The following is a 15,693-nucleotide window of genomic DNA, read 5'->3' as shown; positions in this document are numbered from 1 at the left end:
GCGGGCCGCTCGTCATCGATTGAACAAAATGTTCAACATATTCCGTTGACAACTATCCGTGAACAACGCATAGTTGACGCCATGAGCACCGAACCGGACCCCTTCACCCGACCCGACCCCGAACAGGCCCGACGCGCCCGCGCCTACGAGGCCCTGTTCCGCATCACCGAACGCCACGCCACCGGCACCGACCGCACCCGCTGGGAGGAACGGCGCATGCCCATGGCCCCGCACGACGCCGTCCGCCGCATCGCCGACCTGGCCGCCGGCAGCGCCCTTCCCGACGAAGGCGCGCCGGCCGTCGACCAGGCCGACCTGACCGCCGCGCTGACCCTGGTACCCCTGGCCCGCGCGGAGTTCGACCAGATGGAATCGGGCCTTCTCAGCATGGCCAGGGGACGCGAGATGACCTGGCAGGAGATCGCCTTCGGCCTCGGACTGGGCACCGCCCAGGCCGCCCGCCAGCGTCACGAACGCCTCCAGGCACGAGGCGAGGACGAACGACCCTGACCCCGGGCCGGTCCGGCTCCGACCGGACCGGCCCGGGCGCACCGCCCCCCCGGTCAGCCCGTACCGCGGAACGACCTCAGAAAGTGCGTCACCACCCGCTGGGCCGCCCGCTCGGCCCGCTCCTCGTCCGACTCGACGGCCACCACCGCCGCCACCGAGATCATGACCAGACGTAGATCCTCGGCACCGACCGCCGCCGAGGTCCCTCCCGTCTCCCTCGCGTCCGCCAGCAGCCGGCACAGCCCCCGATGGACCCGCTCCTCCAACTCCCGCGCACGCTCGGGAAAGAGCTCCCGATGGTCCGGGGAACACGCGCGCGTGGCGACCGTCTCGGAGGCGACGAGCCGCAGCGCCCGCTCCAGAGCCACCTCGGCCGGAAACCCGCGCGCCAGCGCCTCCCACCGTTCGTCCCACTCCCCGGCGACCTGTTCGGCCAGATCCGCGACGATCGCGTCACGACCGGAGAAACGCCGATGGACCGTGGCGGTGGAGACCCCGGCCCGATGGGCCACGTTCCGCACCGTCGCCTCCAGCCCCCGCTCACGAAAGACCTCCCGCGCCGCCCTCAGCACACCGAGCCGGTTACGCCGGGCGTCCCGCCGAAGCCCCCCAGGCTCGGAATCGGACCGGAACCGCGCGTCCTCGACCACTTCTCGTCTCACTTGTCCTCCATCGGGATGGCCCGCCGGCGGGGCACGGGTTACCCCCATCGACACCGGCGACCACCGGTGAGAACCCACGAACACGGCGGGGACTTCCCCGCACCAGGAGGAACCATGCGCGCGGTTCGCTACGACCGCTACGGAGGACCCGAGGTCCTCACCGTCGTCGACGGACTCCCCACGCCCCCGGTGGGCGAGACCGACGTGCGGGTACGGGTGAGCGCCGCCGCCGTCGGCGGCGGTGAGATCCCCATCCGCGCCGGACGGCTGCGCCACGTCCTACGCCAACGCCTCCCCGCCGGGACGGGCGTCGACTTCGTGGGAACCGTCGAACGCACGGGGACGGCCGTCACCCGGGCGAACGTCGGCGACCACGTGTGGGGGGTGATGCCGCACGGCACCTTCGGCTCCATAGCCGAGACGATCGTCGTCCCCCAGGAACGCGTCGCCCCGGCCCCGCGCACGCTCTCGCCCCACGAGGCCGCCGCGCTCCCCGCCTCGGGCACCACGGCCCTGCACGCCCTGACCCGCCGGATCCGTCTTCGACCGGGACAGCGGCTCCTGATCCGCGGAGCCGCCGGGGGAGTGGGCGTGGTCGCGGTGCAACTCGGCGCCTCCCTGGGCGCGCACGTCACCGCCCTGGCCGGCGCCGACCACCTCTCCCGGCTGAGGGAACTGGGCGCCTCCGAGGCCCTCGACCACCGCCGGACACCCCTCCACGACCTGGGGCGCTTCGACGCGATCGTCGACCTGGTCGGCACCCACCTGCCCGCGCTCCGCGACCGGCTCGTCCCCGGCGGCACGCTGTTCCCGCTCGCGCTGGACCCGAGCCGACCGATCCGATCGGCCCTGTGGGTGGTGGCGGGCCACCTCCACCGGCGCACCCGTCTGGGCGCGTTCAGCAACGACCCCACCCCGCGAGAGCTGGAGGAGCTCACCTCCCTGGTCGAACAGGGGACGATCGTGCCGGTGATCGACACGGTCCTGGGCGTGGACGACATCGTCCACGCCCACCGTAGGCTCGAACGAGGCGGGGTCCGAGGCAAGGTCGTCGTGACCCTCTGAGCCCCCTTTCGGCGCCACGAACGCCTCCGACCCCCGGTCGATCCGGCCCCGCCGGGTCGACCGGGCCCTCCCGCCACGACCCCACCCCCGGGAGAAAGCGAACCCTTGAGCGCTCTGATCGCCCACATCAGCGACCTGCACCTGGACGGAACCGAGGAGACCACCCGACGCGCCACCCGCACCGTCGACCACCTGCGGTCCCTGCACCGGAGCCCGGATCTGCTCGTGGTCAGCGGCGACATCGCCGACCATGGCGCCCCGAGGAGTACGAGCAGGCCGCCGCCCTGCTCGACCTGCCCTTCCCCGTCCTGGTCTGCCCCGGCAACCACGACGACCGGGCGGCCCTGCGCTCCGGCCTCCTGGGACAGGCCCCCTCCGACGGCCCGGTCGACACCGAACACCGCGGTACCGGCTTCACCGTCCTGGCCTGTGACACCTCCATCCCCGGGCGCGACGACGGACACCTGGGGACCGAGACCCTGGAGCGCGTGCGCCGCACCCTCGACGAACTCCCCGAGGACATCCCGGTCCTCCTGGCCATGCACCACCCCCCGGTGCGCCTGCACCACCCGCTCCCCGACAGGCTGGCGCTCGACAATGTCGAGGACCTGGTCGCCCTGCTGGAGGAGTATCCGCGTGTCGTCGGCGTCCTGGCCGGGCACGCCCACACCGGGGCCGCCGCCACCCTGGCCGGCCGCCCCGTCCTGGTCGCCCCCGGCGTCACCTCCACGCTGAGCATGCCCTGGGAGACCGAGGAGGCGCGCGCCGTGCGCACTCGGCCGCCCGGGATCGCCTTCCACGTCCTGGCCGAGGACGCCTCCCTGACCACGCACTTTCGCTCCGTGCCCTGACCTGAACGCCCACGACCGACCACCGACCGGCCCCGCGCCCGCCGGAACCGACGACAAGGAGGCCACCATGGACCTTCCCCGCATCTTCACCATCCGCGAAAGCGAACACCGCATCCACAACCCGTTCACCCCGGACAAGCTCGCCGCCCTGGGCCGTTCGCTCCGCCTACCCGCCGGAACACGGGTGCTCGATCTGGCCGGCGGCTCGGGAGAGATGCTGTGCACCTGGGCCCGCGACCTGGGCTTCACCGGTACCGGGGTGGACATCAGCACCCTGTTCACCGAACAGGCGCGGGCCCGAGCCGTCGAACTCGACGTCGCCGACCGGGTGGAGTTCGTCCACGGCGACGCCGCCGGCCACGTCTCCGACACCCCGGTCGACCTGGCCGCCTGCGTCGGCGCCACCTGGATCGGCGGCGGTGTGGCCGGCACGGTCGAGCTGCTCCAACGCAGTCTGCGCCCCGGAGGCCTGATGCTGATCGGTGAACCCTACTGGCGGCTGACCCCGCCGGACGAGGAGACCGCCAAGGCCTGCCACGCCACCGGCCCGGACGACTTCCTGTCGCTGCCAGGACTGATCGAATCGTTCGGCGACCTCGGCTACGACGTCGTGGAGATGACCCTGGCCGACCAGGACAGCTGGGACCGCTACAGCGCCGCCCAATGGCTCACCATGCGCCGCTGGCTCGACGAGAATCCCGAAGACGAGATGGCCGCCCAGGTGCGGGAGGAGTTGACCACCGAACCCGCGCGCTATACGCGTTACACGCGCGAATACCTGGGGTGGGGGGTCTTCGCCCTGATGCGGCGCTGACCCTCGACCACGCTCGGAACACGTTGCGGGGCCGTCCCCTGACGGGGCGGCCCCGGGCGAGACCCTCTCAGAGGAGCATCGCGAGCTGGCGGGCCTGGGCCACCAGCGTGCCCTCGCTGTCCCAGATCTCCATGTCCTCCTCGTGCAGGCCATGGGAGAGGTGCTTGGTGAAGACCCGGCAGGCCAGCCAGCCGGGGGCGGGTCTGGCCCGGACGTGGGTGCTCAACTCCACCGTGATGGTGGTGAACTCGCCGATCTCCAGCACCGCCGGGACCGCGAAGTCGACCATGGCGGGCAGGGAGTGCACGTCGGCGTCGCGGCCGTCGGCGAAGCGCATCCAGAAGTCGACCCGGGGCGTGCCGTCCTTCTTCCCGTCCAACCAGCCCGGACGCTCCGGGTAGCGGTACTCGATCCGGTGCGCGATGGTCACGCCCTCGGGCTTGTCCGCGAACTCGGCCGGCACGTGGCAGTCCTCGGGGGAGGGGAGCTCGGGGGCGCCCTCCAGGTGGAGCTCACGCCCCTCGGCGCTCAGGTCGCCGTAGGTGGCGGTGGCGCGCAGGATCTCCTTGCCGCCCTGCTCGACCACGACGGCGCCGGTGGCCGTGCGGCGCCCCTCGCGAACGGTCTCGGTGCGCAGCAGCGCGGGCCCCGGCGCGGCCGGGCGCAGGTAGAAGGCGGAGACCGCGATCGGGTCGGGCTGGGAGAGGGTCTGTCGCAGGGCGTTCAGGGCCGTCCCCAGGACGTATCCGCCGTTGGGGTGCGAGGTGAAGGTGGTCCAGCCGTCGGTGAAGGTGGCGGTGAACTCGCCGTCGGCACGCTTGTCGACGCGGGTGTCCCGGTCGAACTCGTGGCCTTCGGTGGGGTGGTCAAGGCTCATAGGGCGATGTTACCGGCCAGTAGAAAGCTTGACCACACCCGACCGAATCTCATTCGGTTCACGTGGAGGAAGAAGACCCCCGCTCCGGCCCCACCACCCTGCCGATGCTGCCGGCCTGGATCAGAATAGCGTTCCCCCGCACGTCACGAGCGGTGTTGATCACCGTCGTCCCGCCACTCTCACGCGGCGCCACCTCGTCCAGCAGAGCCCGCAGCTCCTCCGCCGCCCCGGCGTCCTCGCGCAGCAGACGACGCAGCCGCACCTTCCAGGCCTCCTCCACCTCCGAGACCAGGGTCGGATCCTCGCTCAGCTCCTCACGGGACTCCTCCAACTCGGCCAGAGCCCGACCCCGCTTGGCCTCATCACCCTCGAACACCCGGGCGAGCCACCCCCGCACCACCGTCCAACCGCCCTTGACCATCTCCTGCGTCAGGACCTTGGCGCCTTCCTCGAACAGCTCCACCGCGTCGACCTCCACATCCATCGAACCCGCCCCTCCCACCCTGGAAAGGCCCTGACGATGGGACGCTCCGACCCGCGCCATGGTTTCCCCACCCCACGGAGAACCCCGCCACGGGGAACATCCCGCGCCCCACCGACGTTGACCCGCCGGGGCCACCCGCCCCCGATACACAGGAGAAGGTGAAGCGGTTGACCGCGCGAACCGGCGCCACCCTCGACGGCGCCCACGACGCTCCCCGAAACCGGGTCCCCGGCTGAACACACCACGGGACCCCTGAAGACGAAGGTCCGCACACCTTGCCGAACACCACACGCACCTGGGCCACACGCCCCGAGACCACAGCCGACATCGGTCCGATCCGCGCGCTCACCGCCGCAGCCTTCGACACCGAGGCCGAGGCCGACATCGTCGACGCCCTGCGCGCCGACCCCGAGGCCTGGATCGAAGGACTCTCGATCCTCGCCCTGACCCCCGACGGCGACCCGGTCGGACACGCCCTGTTCACCCGATGCCACGTCGATGAACAGCCCGCGCTGGCCCTGGCCCCGTGCTCGGTCCTGCCCGAGCATCAGCGCACCGGGGCCGGTTCCGCCGCCATCCGCGCCGGACTGGACGCCGCCCGAGCCATGGGCGAGAACCTGGTCCTGGTCCTGGGCCACGCCGACTACTACCCCCGGTTCGGGTTCACACCCGCCTCCGGGTTCGGCGTACGCGCCCCGTTCGAGGTACCCGACGAGGCCATGATGGCCCTGTCCCTGGACCCCGACCGGCCCACCCCGCGCGGAACCATCCGCTACCCCGACGCCTTCGGCGTCTGACCCGCTCCCGAGCGGTGTCCCCGCCGCCGTCCGCGGCGGGGACACCGCCCCGCGGTCAGAGGTGGGACAGGCTCTCCTCCACCAACAGACGCTCGCCCACCCGCCGATAGCGCAACGACCGGTTGACCGTCAACATCGCCGTGTTCTCCAGGTCGATCGTCACCGCCAACGCCCGCACGTGCGGGAACAGGTCGTGCACACGCAACGCCTGGGTCGCCTTGACCCGGCTCGCCAACCCCTTACGACGATGGGCGGGCATCACCGCGGTGTCGTGCTGGTCGGCCACCCGACCACCGGTCACCGTGCTCACCGTCGCCGCCACCACCCGACCCGAGGTGCTCTCCAACGCGGCGCCGACCACCAGACGGGACCCGTCCTCGGTGATCGAACGCTCCCACTCCCTCACCTGGTCGGGCCCCCAGGCCCGCGACCCCATCGCCAGAGCGACACCCGGAGCGTCCATCAGGTGCGCCATCACCCCTCCGAAGGAGGACAGTAGGGACGCCGGTGCCTCGCCCTCCCAATGGGTGAGCCGATATCCGCGACCGGGCGTGGCCGCCAGACTCGTACAACGCCCCAACGTCTCCGCGTCCAGACGCTGCTCCTGCAACTCCAACCGCGACAGGGTCCGCGGATAGGGGCCGGTCCGGGCGAAGGACTCCCCGGGAGGACCCGCCGAGACGAGGCTGCGCAGCCGCTCCATCCCCAGGAAGCGGGCCCGCTCGATCACCGCCTCGCGCAACTCGCGGCCGGCGCCCCGGCGACGGGCGCCGTCGATCACGAACAGCCGCATGAACCCGATCCCGGGATCGTGGTGTTGACGGCGCAGTTCGGCCACACCCGTCACCGGCCCCTCGGCGTCGTCGCGCGCCGCCCACCTCCAGGCCGTCCCCGCTCGATTCGCACGCAGCCGCGCCGCCAACTCCTCCGGCAGGGGAGCACCACCCGACAGCTCTTCGCGTCCCTGACAGAAGGTCGCGCTCCAGGACTCCAGATCGGCCTCGGAGGCCGCTACGGGGTCGAAGATCTCCACATGAGGGCTCATCACCTTCACCGTTTCACAACGGCGCCACCCTTGTCCCCTCTCACGTCGGGCGCGCCCGCCCGATCCCGAACGAGTCCGAGCGCCCCACCACCGCACCCGCCCCTCATCGAAGCACCGCCCTACCCCGAACACCACGGTCCGACCGCGCGAACGGGCCGAAAGCATCCCCCCTCACCCGAAACCAGAATCCGACCCGATGCGTCTGAGCAGCCGAGTGACCATCTCCGACGGCCCGCGTCGGACACACGAGAAAGCCCCCGCACATGCCCTCACGAGCCCTCGGCACGTCCGCAGCGGCACTGGCCCTGGCCCTGGCCCTGAGTCTGAGCTCCTGCGGCCTGCTCCCCGACAACGGCGACCCCGACCCCGCCCCCGAGGAGACCGCCGACCAGGCCCAGGAGACCGTCGCCCAGGATCTGCCCTTCACCCGCCAGGGACGCCTCTTCGTCGAAGACGGCAACGACGTCGCCTTCGAGGTCGTCATCAACGCCCTGGAATCCGACGGCGAATACCTGATGATCGACGTCACCCACAACATCCTCGAACCGCTCCCGGGCGCCGTCACCAGCACCAGCGCCCCCATCCGCATGGTCGACCCGCTCTCCGGCGAGGTCCTGCGGGTCCTGGAGAACGAGGACAACAACGGCGAGCCCTACGGCACCTACTTCGTCGAGGGCGACCCCTTCATGCCCACCCACGAGGGGCTGGCCACCCCCATGCGCCGCTACTTCCCCGCCCCCAGCGAGGAGGTGGAGACCCTCACCTTCACCGGCGCCGGCCTCGGATACGTCCCCGGAGTCCCCGTCACCTACGTCGACGAGTTCACCGAGGCCCCCGAACCCAACGTCTACGACTACATCGACCCCGAGACGTGGGAACGCCAAGAGCTGCCCGACGAGATCTTCTACCCCGACGACGTCCCCGAATCGGGCCTGGACGTGACCGCGGACCGGCAGTCCATGGAGAGCTTCGTGGACAGCCCCGTCTCCTCCACCACCCGCGCCGGCGACCAGGAGACCATCGCCCTGCACTCGGACAACATGTTCGAGGTCGACGAGGCCGAACCCACCGACGAGGCCGCCGAGACCATCCGCCAGGCCGCCGCCTCCCTGCGGGAGAACCTGGCCGAGGGCACCGAGATCACCGTCATCGGCCACACCGACGGCACCGGCGACGACGCCTACAACCAGAACCTGTCCCAAGAGCGGGCCCAGGCCGCCCTGGAGCTGCTCGAATCCGAACTCGGTGACGGATTCTCCCTGTCCACCGAGGGACGCGGCAGCGACGAACTGCTCGCCGAGGAGGGCGGGGACGACGACGAGGAGGCGCGCGCCCGCAACCGCCGCGTCGAACTCTTCTACGAGGTCCCCCTGGACGCCCGGGACAGCGAGGGAGAGGGCCTGGACTCCGCCCAGCGCCACGTCGCCGGACCGGCCGCCTACTTCGAGGAGATGGAGCCCCACACCACCGTCTCCGACGACGACATCGACCTGAACGTCTACCCGCTGGTACGCGACGGCGCCTACCTGTTCCAGATGGTGGGCTTCCAGAACTCCACCCTGAACGACCTGGAGGCGGACCTGGACGGTGACGAGTCGGCGCTGCCCGGCAGCCCCGCCCAGTACGCCGAGGGCACCATGGGCGGTTTCCGTCTGGAGGAACCCGACAGCGGCCTGATCCGCTACGTCATCCGTATCCGCACCGCCGAGGACGAGTACGAGGACTTCGCCGACCAGATCCACACCCTCAGCCCGGGCGAGGAGTACCTGGCCCTGGCGGTCTTCCCCGCCCCGGCCGCGGACGTGAACGAGATGACCCTGTACGCGGGCGCCTTCGGAGAGATCCCCGGCGTCCCGATCCGCTGACCCCCACGCACCACCCGCCTCACGCGCGCCCCGCCTCCTCGATCCACGAGAAGGGCGGGGCGCGCGTGTTCACGCCGGAAGCCGCTCACCGCTCCATCGCGGCCGCCTCCTCGCCGAGCCCGACCGGGGCCGTACCGCTCTCGGCCAGGCCACGACCGCAACGACCGCACTCGGAGCGACGACGCACCGCGTAGGCGACGGTCGCCACCGCCAGGGCCACACCCCACACGCCCATGGACAAGAGCGCGAACGTGTTCGGGTCGCTCCACCGCGTGGGATCGGCCTCTCCCAGCATCACCAGCCAGGAACGCCCCATGGCGAGCAGCGCCAGCGACACCACCGTGGCGGGCACCACCGCCAACGACACCGGAACCCGACTCCCCGCCAGACCCAGGGTCCACCAGGGCAGACGCACACCCCAGCGCAGCACGAGCCCGCTCATCAGCGCCACCCCCGCCAGCGCCGCCGACCCCAACCCCACACCGACGACGATGTGCTCACCGGTACGGGTCATCTCCTCGAACACCTCCGGATCCATCCCCATCGGGATCCCGAAGAGCCAGGGCAGCCGCAGCGCCGGATAGACCAGGGCGACCGCCGACCCCGCCGTCACCGCGACCACCCCCGTGCGCCGGGCCCGCTCACGCACCCGCGCCTCCACCCGCGGCGTCCAATGACCGTCACGTCCACAGCGCGGACACGCCCCGCCCACCGCACGCCGCCGATACAGGGCCGCCACACCCCACACCAGCACCCCCAGCGCGAAGAACAGCACGGTCAGGTGGGTGGGCCGCAAGGTGGCCTCCAACCAGGCCCCGGCCAGACCCGGCACCGTCCAACCCACCACGGGAAGGATCATCGTGTAACCGAGCCAGGCCAACAGCTGCCCGTCGACGAACACCAGGAACGCCACCCCCGCCATGGCCCAGGAGGCGAACTCCACCGCACGCCCCCACCGGGCCCGACCGGACAGGACGACCAGGGACAACACCACCCCCAGCCCGCCCATCACCAGAGACGCCGCGACCGCCGCCCCGGCGCCGGCCGCGACGAACAACGACCCGAACCCGTCCTCGGTGGGCACACCCACCGGCAACAGGCCCGCGCCCCACCCGATCCCCAGCCCCAGGGCGACGGCGGACCAGGCCAACGCGGCCCAGGGCGCCGACGCCAGGACCCCCGGCGGATGTGCTCTCTCGGCATTCGAAACGGTCATGGCCTTGCTCCCTCACCATCGGAACGGATCCTGGAGCCCACTGTGGCCCTCGCACCCGCACCGCCGCCTCCCCACAGGGAGGGTTTCGTCTCCCTCCCATGGGGGAGAGCGCCCTCCCGGGCGGGGGAGGTCCGCGCCCCTCACCCCCGGTGTCGGGAGACCGCCCGATCCAAGGCCAGCCGCAACAGCTCACGGGTCGCCTCGGCGGTACGCGGCCCGGGCGAGACCACCGACACCCACCCTTGGGCGGCGTAGACCGGATGCGGCAGCAACCGGTCGATCTCGGCGTGGTCGACGTCGCCGCCCTCGACCGAGTACTCGGCGGGGGAGCGGCCCATCCGTTCGGTGAACGCGACCCGCCCCACCGCCATGTTGACCCGGAACACCCCGGGCCGATCCAGATCCGAGGCGGTGTCGAACCCCGGATAGTCCTTGGTCACGATGGTCGCGAAGGGCCCGAACCCCCGCTCCCCGCCCTGACCGCCGGGATCGTAGGTGAAGAAGGTGTCGCCCCAGGCCACCGGGGGCGCCCCGCTCTCCTCACTCGCCCGATCCACCCGTACCGGCCCCGACGCCGCCACGAACGCGATGATCTCCTCTTGGTCCACGTCCCACCCCTTCGACACATCGAAGAACGAGGGGCCGACCCACGGACCGGCCCCTCCCCGTACTTCAAGTGTGTCATCGAACTGCTTTATGAGACCTGAGCGGAGAAAACCCCTGATAACAGGCGCCTACACCGTTCCAACCCTCAAATCAGGAGGTCACGATCCCGTCGGAGAAGGAGCCCGGCCCGCTCGGACCAGGACCACGACCTTGCCCCGCACACGTCCGCTCTCGGAACGGGCGTGCGCCCACCCGACCCGCTCCAAGGGATAGGCCCTCTCGACACGCGGCGTATAGAGACCCCGCCGACCGAGCTCGCCCGCCCGCGCCAAGAGCGCGGAATCGTTCTCCGCGTCGGCCACGCGCACCCCCAGACGCCGCGCGCCGGCGTGATCGGCCACCGTCGAGACACGATCGGGACCGCCCACGATCGCGACGAGATCGGCCAACGAACCGGAGGCCGCGGTGTCCAACGCGACGTCGACCCCCTCCGGCGCCAGAGCGGCCACACGCTCGGCCAGGCCCGGCCCATAGCTGGTGGGAACGGCCCCCAACGAGGCGAGGAAACCGTGATTGCGCTCGCTCGCCGTCCCGATCACGGTCGCCCCCAAGGCCCGCGCGATCTCCACGGCCGCGCCGCCCACACCTCCGGCCGCCCCCTCCACCAACAGGGTGCGCCCCTTCAAGGGGCCCAGCGCGTTCAACCCGCCCAGCGCGGTCACCGACGCCAGCCCCGCCCCCGCGGCCTCCTCGTCGGTCCAGGCCTCGGGAACCCGAGCCCAGGCCGAGAACACCGCCAGCTCCGCCGTCGCTCCGGTGACACCGCCCAACCCGAAGACACGCTCGCCCGGACCCACACCGCGCACCCCGGCACCGATCCGATCGACCACACCCACGGCGTCGCGCCCGGGGATCGCCGGCAGCTCCACGGGCAAGAGCCCGCGCAACGCCCCCGAACGCACCTTCCAGTCGATGGGGTTGACCCCGGCCGCCGCGACCCGGACACGAATCTCGCCGGGGCCCGGAGAGGGCTCCGGCGCCTCCTCGACCACGAGGGTGTCCACACCGCCGTACTCGTGATAACGAACCGCGCGCATGATGTTCTCCGCCTTTCCGTACGACCCGAACGGGCCGATGGGAGGAATGGTCGGCGGACGCCGACGCCGGCTAACCTAGAACCTGACGTCAACGTCAGGTGCAAGTCGTGCCGGACACCCCGACGAAGGAGGACCCGTGCGCATCGGAGAGGTCGCCGAGAAGGCGGGAGTGAGCGTTCGGGCACTGCGCTACTACGAGGAACAGGAACTGCTCCCCGCCGAACGCGGCCCCGGAGGCCAACGGCACTACCCCGACACCGCCGTGGCACGGGTCGAACTGATCCAGCGGCTGTACTCCGCGGGCCTGCCCAGCAGAGTGGTCCGCGAGGTCCTACCGTGCGTGGACTCCGGAGAACCCGACCCGGCGCTCCTGGGACTACTGGTCGACGAACGCGAACGCGTCGACGAGCGCATCGACGACCTGCTCGCCGTACGCGACCGGCTCGACCTGGTGATCGCCCTCACCCGCGACCCCGAGGCGGACTGCTCCCGCCTGGAACGAGCCCCCGCCCCACGACCACGCCGATGAACCCCGCCCGCCGGCGCCCCCGCCGACCCTAGAGCCCCACGCCCTCACCGGCCAGGGCCCAGGACGGCAACGCCTCCACCCGAGAGGACCACTCACGCGAGGCCGGAGCGCCCGAGGAACCCGCCCCCAGCACCCCCGACACGATCGCGCACGTGGTGTCCATGTCCCCGCCCGGCGCCACCGTCGCCCACAACGCCGACTCGAGCCCGCCCCGATAGCGGGCCACCACCCACAACGCGAAGGGCACCGTGTCCACCGCCCGCGCCGATGCCCCCGACCCCAACTCCGCGGCCGCGCCCAACGGGTCGGAGGAGACCAGCAACGCACGCGCGTCGCGCACCCCCTCGCGCACCGGGCCCGGCTCGAGCGCCTCGGCCACCCGGTCCAGGAACCGGCCCGGCCCCCACCACTCGTGTCGGGCCATCAGAGCCGCGGCCACCGCGACCGCTACCGCGCCCTCCACCGCCTCGGGGTGGGTGTGGGTGACACGCGCGCTCACCCGCGCCTGCTCCACCACCCGATCCAGATCGTCGGCGAAGTAGGCGCCCAACGGCGCCACCCGCATCGCCGCCCCGTTGCCCCACGAACCGGCGCCGTCGAAGGCCCGCGCCGCCGCCTCACGCAGCTCACGGCCCCCGGCGGCCTCACGCAACAGACGTTCGGTCCCGGCCCCATAGCCACGCCCGGAGTCGTGACGACGCACGAAGGAGGCGGCCAACCGGTCCGGGTCCACCCCCTGGCCGCGCACCACCTCGGCGTGGACCGACGCCGCCATCTCGGTGTCGTCGCTCCACCGCCATGGGCCCCAGGGCGGGATCCGATCGGGGATCGAACCCCCATGGTCGGGGTCGGCCAGCCGAGAACCGAAGGCGTCCCCCACAGCCAGAGCCGACAGAGCGGCCAGGGCACGCGCCGAAGGAGAAAGATCGAAGGTGACCATCCTCCACATCCTCACCGACCCGACCCTGCCTGTCCACAGCACACCACCACGATATGTACACGCTTGACCACAAAAGGCGACCCGTGTGCCCTCCTCACCACCAGCGGGTAGAGACCCCCTCGGACCCACACCGCACCCAGGAGCACCCATGACCCCACGCCCCCACGAACGCCCCCGCCACGACCGCGCAGTCGGAGCCCTACTGGGCGCACCCGCCGCGGCCGCCCTGGAGGCCCCCCACGCGAAACCACACCCGCCCCCCGCCCTGAAACGGCTCACCCACGCAGCCCTGGAGGAACTCACCACCAGAGAGGAGACACCCCACCCGCCCACCGACCCCACCGACCGGGCCTGGGTCCGGGCCCTACGAGCCCTGGCCCGCACCGGAACCCCGCCCGAACACCTCCCCGAACTCGACGACGCCCCCCACCACGACCCGCGCGGCGCCTCCTGGAAGGCCCTGACCCGCACACCCCCCACCCCACACGACCCCGCACGCGGCTCCTTCGCCTGCGACCACCTCGTCCAGGCCGTCCGCGCCGCCCACCACGCCCACGACCTGCCCACCGCCCTCTACACCGGGGCGCTGGCCGGAGCGCTCTGGGGCGCCTCCGCCCTGCCCGCCCGGGCCCTGCGCGGCATCGGCGCGCACACCGACCCCCACACCCCCACCACCGAGGCGCTACGCCTGGCCGGTCCCACCCCCGACGAAGAGCGCTGGCCGCTCTCACCCCTGAACAGCGAGGACGGACACACCTTCCCCTCCTTCGCCGTCCCCCACCCCCTGGACCCCCACGTCCTGCTCGGCGACATGGAATACCTCAGAAACAACCCCCACGCAGTGGACACGGTCGTCTCCCTGTGCCGCACCCACCCCGACGACGCGCCCCACCTGCCCCACCACGACTGGCTCCGCTTCTGGCTGCACGACTCCTCCGCCGCCAACGCCAACCTCCACTTCACCCTGAACGAGGCCGCCGCGGCCGTCACCGACCTGCGCGCCCAAGGCCGACGCGTCCTCCTGCACTGCTGGGCCGGCGCCTCACGCACCCCCGCCGTGGCCACCCGCTACGCCGTCACCGCCCTCGGAGCCCCACTCCTGCCCACCATGGCCGACATGATCCGCACCGTCGGAGGCCACCTGGACAACCCCTCCCTGTCCCGCGCCGTGGCCGAACTCGACGGCCGAGAACTCCCCGATCCGGCGAAGTCCCTGTTCAACGGCCATCTCCCCCCGCGACGCACACCCACCGGGTGATAAGTTCCACAAACCCCCTCTTTCCGGTACCGTTACTCTCGCGTTACCCCTAAGCTCTGCGCCCAGACCCCGTGCAACGCCAAACGCCGGCGGTCCCGGCTCCGCCCGTGCCCGGCCCACACCCGTGGACCCCGCACCCCCAGGAGCGTCGACACCCTTCGACCCCCCGAAGGGGACACGCGCCAGGAGGCGGCCGCCCTGCCCTGTTCCCGTTCGAAGGACTGCGTTGTGGGCAAACACGAGCCCCAGAACCCACCGGTGGACGACCCCATGGACGACCTCGCCGCCGCCACAGGCCCGGCCGAGACACCCCTGGGCCCCCGCCGCGCCGCAAAACGCTCGCGCCGCAAACGCGCGATGATCGTGGCCTCGGCCGCCGGACTGACCCTGGTCGTGGGCGGCGGCGCCGCGACCGCCGTCATCGTCTCCGGCGCGGACCCGGGCGACGCCACCAGCACGGTGACCATCCCCCAGGCCCAGCCCGACCCGCTCGTGGCCGCCGAGGGCGACACCGAACGCGACCCCGAACTCCTGGAACGCGCCGAACAGGCCCGCGCCCAGGCCACCACCAGCCAGAGCGCCTCGGGCCCGGCCATCCGGGAAGAGCCCGACCCCGAACCCGAGACCCAGAGCACCGAGTCCACCGACACCGGCGGCTCGGACACCTCCGCCTCCTCCGGCGGCGGACAGGGCACCGGCGAGGGCGGCACCTGCCAGGCCTCCTTCTACGGCGACGGCTTCCACGGAGCCACCACCGCCAACGGAGAGACCTTCGACACCTACGGCATGACGGCCGCCCACAAGACCCTGCCCTTCGACACCATGGTGCGGGTCACCAACCCCTCCAACGGCAAGTCGGTGACGGTCCGCATCAACGACCGCGGACCCTACATCTCCGGACGCTGCCTGGACCTGTCCACGGCCGCCTTCGACGAGATCATCGGCACCGGAGCCGGCGTCGGCACCGTCGACTGGGAGGTCGTGGGCTGACACCCGCCCCTGCCACCGCTCCACCACGCGCGCCCCGGACCACCACGGTCCGGGGCGCGCGTCGTTTCCCGCCACCCCCGCCCAGAA

The 15,693-nt window shown here is 72.0% G+C and carries 16 protein-coding genes and 1 pseudogene; 9 read left to right on the top strand and 8 right to left on the bottom strand.

Going from position 1 to position 15,693, the window contains the following annotated elements; translation table 11 throughout:
* Window positions 1–81: 81 nt before the first annotated feature.
* Complete coding sequence (locus D451_RS0113655; RefSeq protein ID WP_017534834.1) at window positions 82–510, top strand: hypothetical protein; 429 nt, start codon at window positions 82–84, stop codon at window positions 508–510.
* 53 nt (window positions 511–563) lie between these two features.
* On the opposite strand, the gene D451_RS0113650 is transcribed toward D451_RS0113655, so the two are convergent.
* Window positions 564–1,172: a TetR/AcrR family transcriptional regulator gene (locus tag D451_RS0113650; RefSeq protein ID WP_241463329.1), complete on the bottom strand. Its 609-nt coding sequence runs from the start codon at window positions 1,170–1,172 to the stop codon at window positions 564–566.
* Window positions 1,173–1,286: 114 nt separating this feature from the next.
* On the opposite strand from D451_RS0113650, the gene D451_RS0113645 reads away from it, so the two are divergent.
* The 3 genes and pseudogenes from D451_RS0113645 (at window position 1,287) to D451_RS0113635 (ending at window position 3,902) form a co-directional block, all read left to right on the top strand.
* The gene (locus D451_RS0113645; protein ID WP_026125054.1) at window positions 1,287–2,237 is read left to right on the top strand and encodes an NAD(P)-dependent alcohol dehydrogenase; all 951 of its coding nucleotides are present in this window, start codon (window positions 1,287–1,289) and stop codon (window positions 2,235–2,237) included.
* 105 nt (window positions 2,238–2,342) lie between these two features.
* A pseudogene (locus D451_RS26515) lies at window positions 2,343–3,088 on the top strand (metallophosphoesterase).
* 67 nt (window positions 3,089–3,155) lie between these two features.
* Window positions 3,156–3,902 (top strand): SAM-dependent methyltransferase, encoded by a 747-nt coding sequence (locus tag D451_RS0113635; protein ID WP_017534831.1) that lies wholly within the window; start codon window positions 3,156–3,158, stop codon window positions 3,900–3,902.
* A gap of 67 nt (window positions 3,903–3,969) precedes the next feature.
* Here the strand turns inward: D451_RS0113635 and D451_RS0113630 are convergent, their stop codons facing one another.
* Both D451_RS0113630 and D451_RS0113625 read right to left on the bottom strand, forming a co-directional pair.
* A complete protein-coding gene (locus D451_RS0113630) occupies window positions 3,970–4,779 on the bottom strand; it encodes a thioesterase family protein (RefSeq protein WP_017534830.1) in 810 nt (269 codons plus the stop codon).
* 58 nt (window positions 4,780–4,837) lie between these two features.
* Window positions 4,838–5,263: a hypothetical protein gene (locus tag D451_RS0113625; RefSeq protein WP_014910580.1), complete on the bottom strand. Its 426-nt coding sequence runs from the start codon at window positions 5,261–5,263 to the stop codon at window positions 4,838–4,840.
* Window positions 5,264–5,538: 275 nt separating this feature from the next.
* On the opposite strand from D451_RS0113625, the gene D451_RS0113620 reads away from it, so the two are divergent.
* Window positions 5,539–6,060, top strand: coding sequence for a GNAT family N-acetyltransferase (locus D451_RS0113620; RefSeq protein ID WP_014910710.1), 522 nt, complete (start codon window positions 5,539–5,541; stop codon window positions 6,058–6,060).
* A 55-nt stretch (window positions 6,061–6,115) separates the two neighbouring features.
* On the opposite strand, the gene D451_RS0113615 is transcribed toward D451_RS0113620, so the two are convergent.
* Window positions 6,116–7,105 (bottom strand): GNAT family N-acetyltransferase, encoded by a 990-nt coding sequence (locus D451_RS0113615; protein WP_026125053.1) that lies wholly within the window; start codon window positions 7,103–7,105, stop codon window positions 6,116–6,118.
* 263 nt (window positions 7,106–7,368) lie between these two features.
* On the opposite strand from D451_RS0113615, the gene D451_RS0113610 reads away from it, so the two are divergent.
* A complete protein-coding gene (locus D451_RS0113610) occupies window positions 7,369–8,970 on the top strand; it encodes an OmpA family protein (RefSeq protein ID WP_017534828.1) in 1,602 nt (533 codons plus the stop codon).
* 85 nt (window positions 8,971–9,055) lie between these two features.
* Here D451_RS0113610 and D451_RS0113605 read toward each other — a convergent pair whose 3' ends face one another.
* From D451_RS0113605 to D451_RS26510, 3 genes are all read right to left on the bottom strand, one after another.
* A complete protein-coding gene (locus tag D451_RS0113605) occupies window positions 9,056–10,186 on the bottom strand; it encodes a hypothetical protein (RefSeq protein ID WP_017534827.1) in 1,131 nt (376 codons plus the stop codon).
* Between the two features lie 140 nt (window positions 10,187–10,326).
* Window positions 10,327–10,794 (bottom strand): DUF6194 family protein, encoded by a 468-nt coding sequence (locus D451_RS0113600; protein ID WP_014911193.1) that lies wholly within the window; start codon window positions 10,792–10,794, stop codon window positions 10,327–10,329.
* Between the two features lie 156 nt (window positions 10,795–10,950).
* Window positions 10,951–11,889, bottom strand: a complete 939-nt coding sequence (locus D451_RS26510) for an NADP-dependent oxidoreductase (RefSeq protein WP_017534825.1) — start codon at window positions 11,887–11,889, stop codon at window positions 10,951–10,953.
* A 136-nt stretch (window positions 11,890–12,025) separates the two neighbouring features.
* Here D451_RS26510 and D451_RS0113590 point away from each other — a divergent pair, with 136 nt between their 5' ends.
* On the top strand, window positions 12,026–12,418 hold the full coding sequence (locus D451_RS0113590) for a MerR family transcriptional regulator (RefSeq protein ID WP_017534824.1): 393 nt from the start codon (window positions 12,026–12,028) through the stop codon (window positions 12,416–12,418).
* 28 nt (window positions 12,419–12,446) lie between these two features.
* On the opposite strand, the gene D451_RS0113585 is transcribed toward D451_RS0113590, so the two are convergent.
* Window positions 12,447–13,358, bottom strand: coding sequence for an ADP-ribosylglycohydrolase family protein (locus tag D451_RS0113585; RefSeq protein WP_017534823.1), 912 nt, complete (start codon window positions 13,356–13,358; stop codon window positions 12,447–12,449).
* Between the two features lie 148 nt (window positions 13,359–13,506).
* Here D451_RS0113585 and D451_RS0113580 point away from each other — a divergent pair, with 148 nt between their 5' ends.
* Both D451_RS0113580 and D451_RS0113575 read left to right on the top strand, forming a co-directional pair.
* A complete protein-coding gene (locus tag D451_RS0113580) occupies window positions 13,507–14,616 on the top strand; it encodes a protein-tyrosine phosphatase family protein (protein ID WP_017534822.1) in 1,110 nt (369 codons plus the stop codon).
* Between the two features lie 228 nt (window positions 14,617–14,844).
* On the top strand, window positions 14,845–15,606 hold the full coding sequence (locus tag D451_RS0113575) for a septal ring lytic transglycosylase RlpA family protein (protein ID WP_017534821.1): 762 nt from the start codon (window positions 14,845–14,847) through the stop codon (window positions 15,604–15,606).
* The last annotated feature ends 87 nt before the right edge of the window (window positions 15,607–15,693 follow it).

This window comes from Nocardiopsis alba DSM 43377, assembly GCF_000341225.1.
Taxonomy (GTDB): Bacteria; Actinomycetota; Actinomycetes; order Streptosporangiales; family Streptosporangiaceae; genus Nocardiopsis; species Nocardiopsis alba.
Note: the sequence above shows the minus strand (reverse complement) of the source record. Positions and strands in the feature narration are given on the sequence as shown.

Bases quoted from the DNA above. Each gene is read 5' to 3' on its own strand.
- D451_RS0113655 (WP_017534834.1), top strand. From the start codon at position 82: ATGAGCACCGAACCGGACCCCTTCACCCGACCCGACCCCGAACAGGCC.
- D451_RS0113645 (WP_026125054.1), top strand. From the start codon at position 1,287: ATGCGCGCGGTTCGCTACGACCGCTACGGAGGACCCGAGGTCCTCACC.
- D451_RS0113635 (WP_017534831.1), top strand. From the start codon at position 3,156: ATGGACCTTCCCCGCATCTTCACCATCCGCGAAAGCGAACACCGCATC.
- D451_RS0113630 (WP_017534830.1), bottom strand. From the start codon at position 4,779: ATGAGCCTTGACCACCCCACCGAAGGCCACGAGTTCGACCGGGACACC.
- D451_RS0113625 (WP_014910580.1), bottom strand. From the start codon at position 5,263: ATGGATGTGGAGGTCGACGCGGTGGAGCTGTTCGAGGAAGGCGCCAAG.
- D451_RS0113615 (WP_026125053.1), bottom strand. From the start codon at position 7,105: ATGAGCCCTCATGTGGAGATCTTCGACCCCGTAGCGGCCTCCGAGGCC.
- D451_RS0113610 (WP_017534828.1), top strand. From the start codon at position 7,369: ATGCCCTCACGAGCCCTCGGCACGTCCGCAGCGGCACTGGCCCTGGCC.
- D451_RS0113605 (WP_017534827.1), bottom strand. From the start codon at position 10,186: ATGACCGTTTCGAATGCCGAGAGAGCACATCCGCCGGGGGTCCTGGCG.
- D451_RS26510 (WP_017534825.1), bottom strand. From the start codon at position 11,889: ATGCGCGCGGTTCGTTATCACGAGTACGGCGGTGTGGACACCCTCGTG.
- D451_RS0113585 (WP_017534823.1), bottom strand. From the start codon at position 13,358: ATGGTCACCTTCGATCTTTCTCCTTCGGCGCGTGCCCTGGCCGCTCTG.
- D451_RS0113580 (WP_017534822.1), top strand. From the start codon at position 13,507: ATGACCCCACGCCCCCACGAACGCCCCCGCCACGACCGCGCAGTCGGA.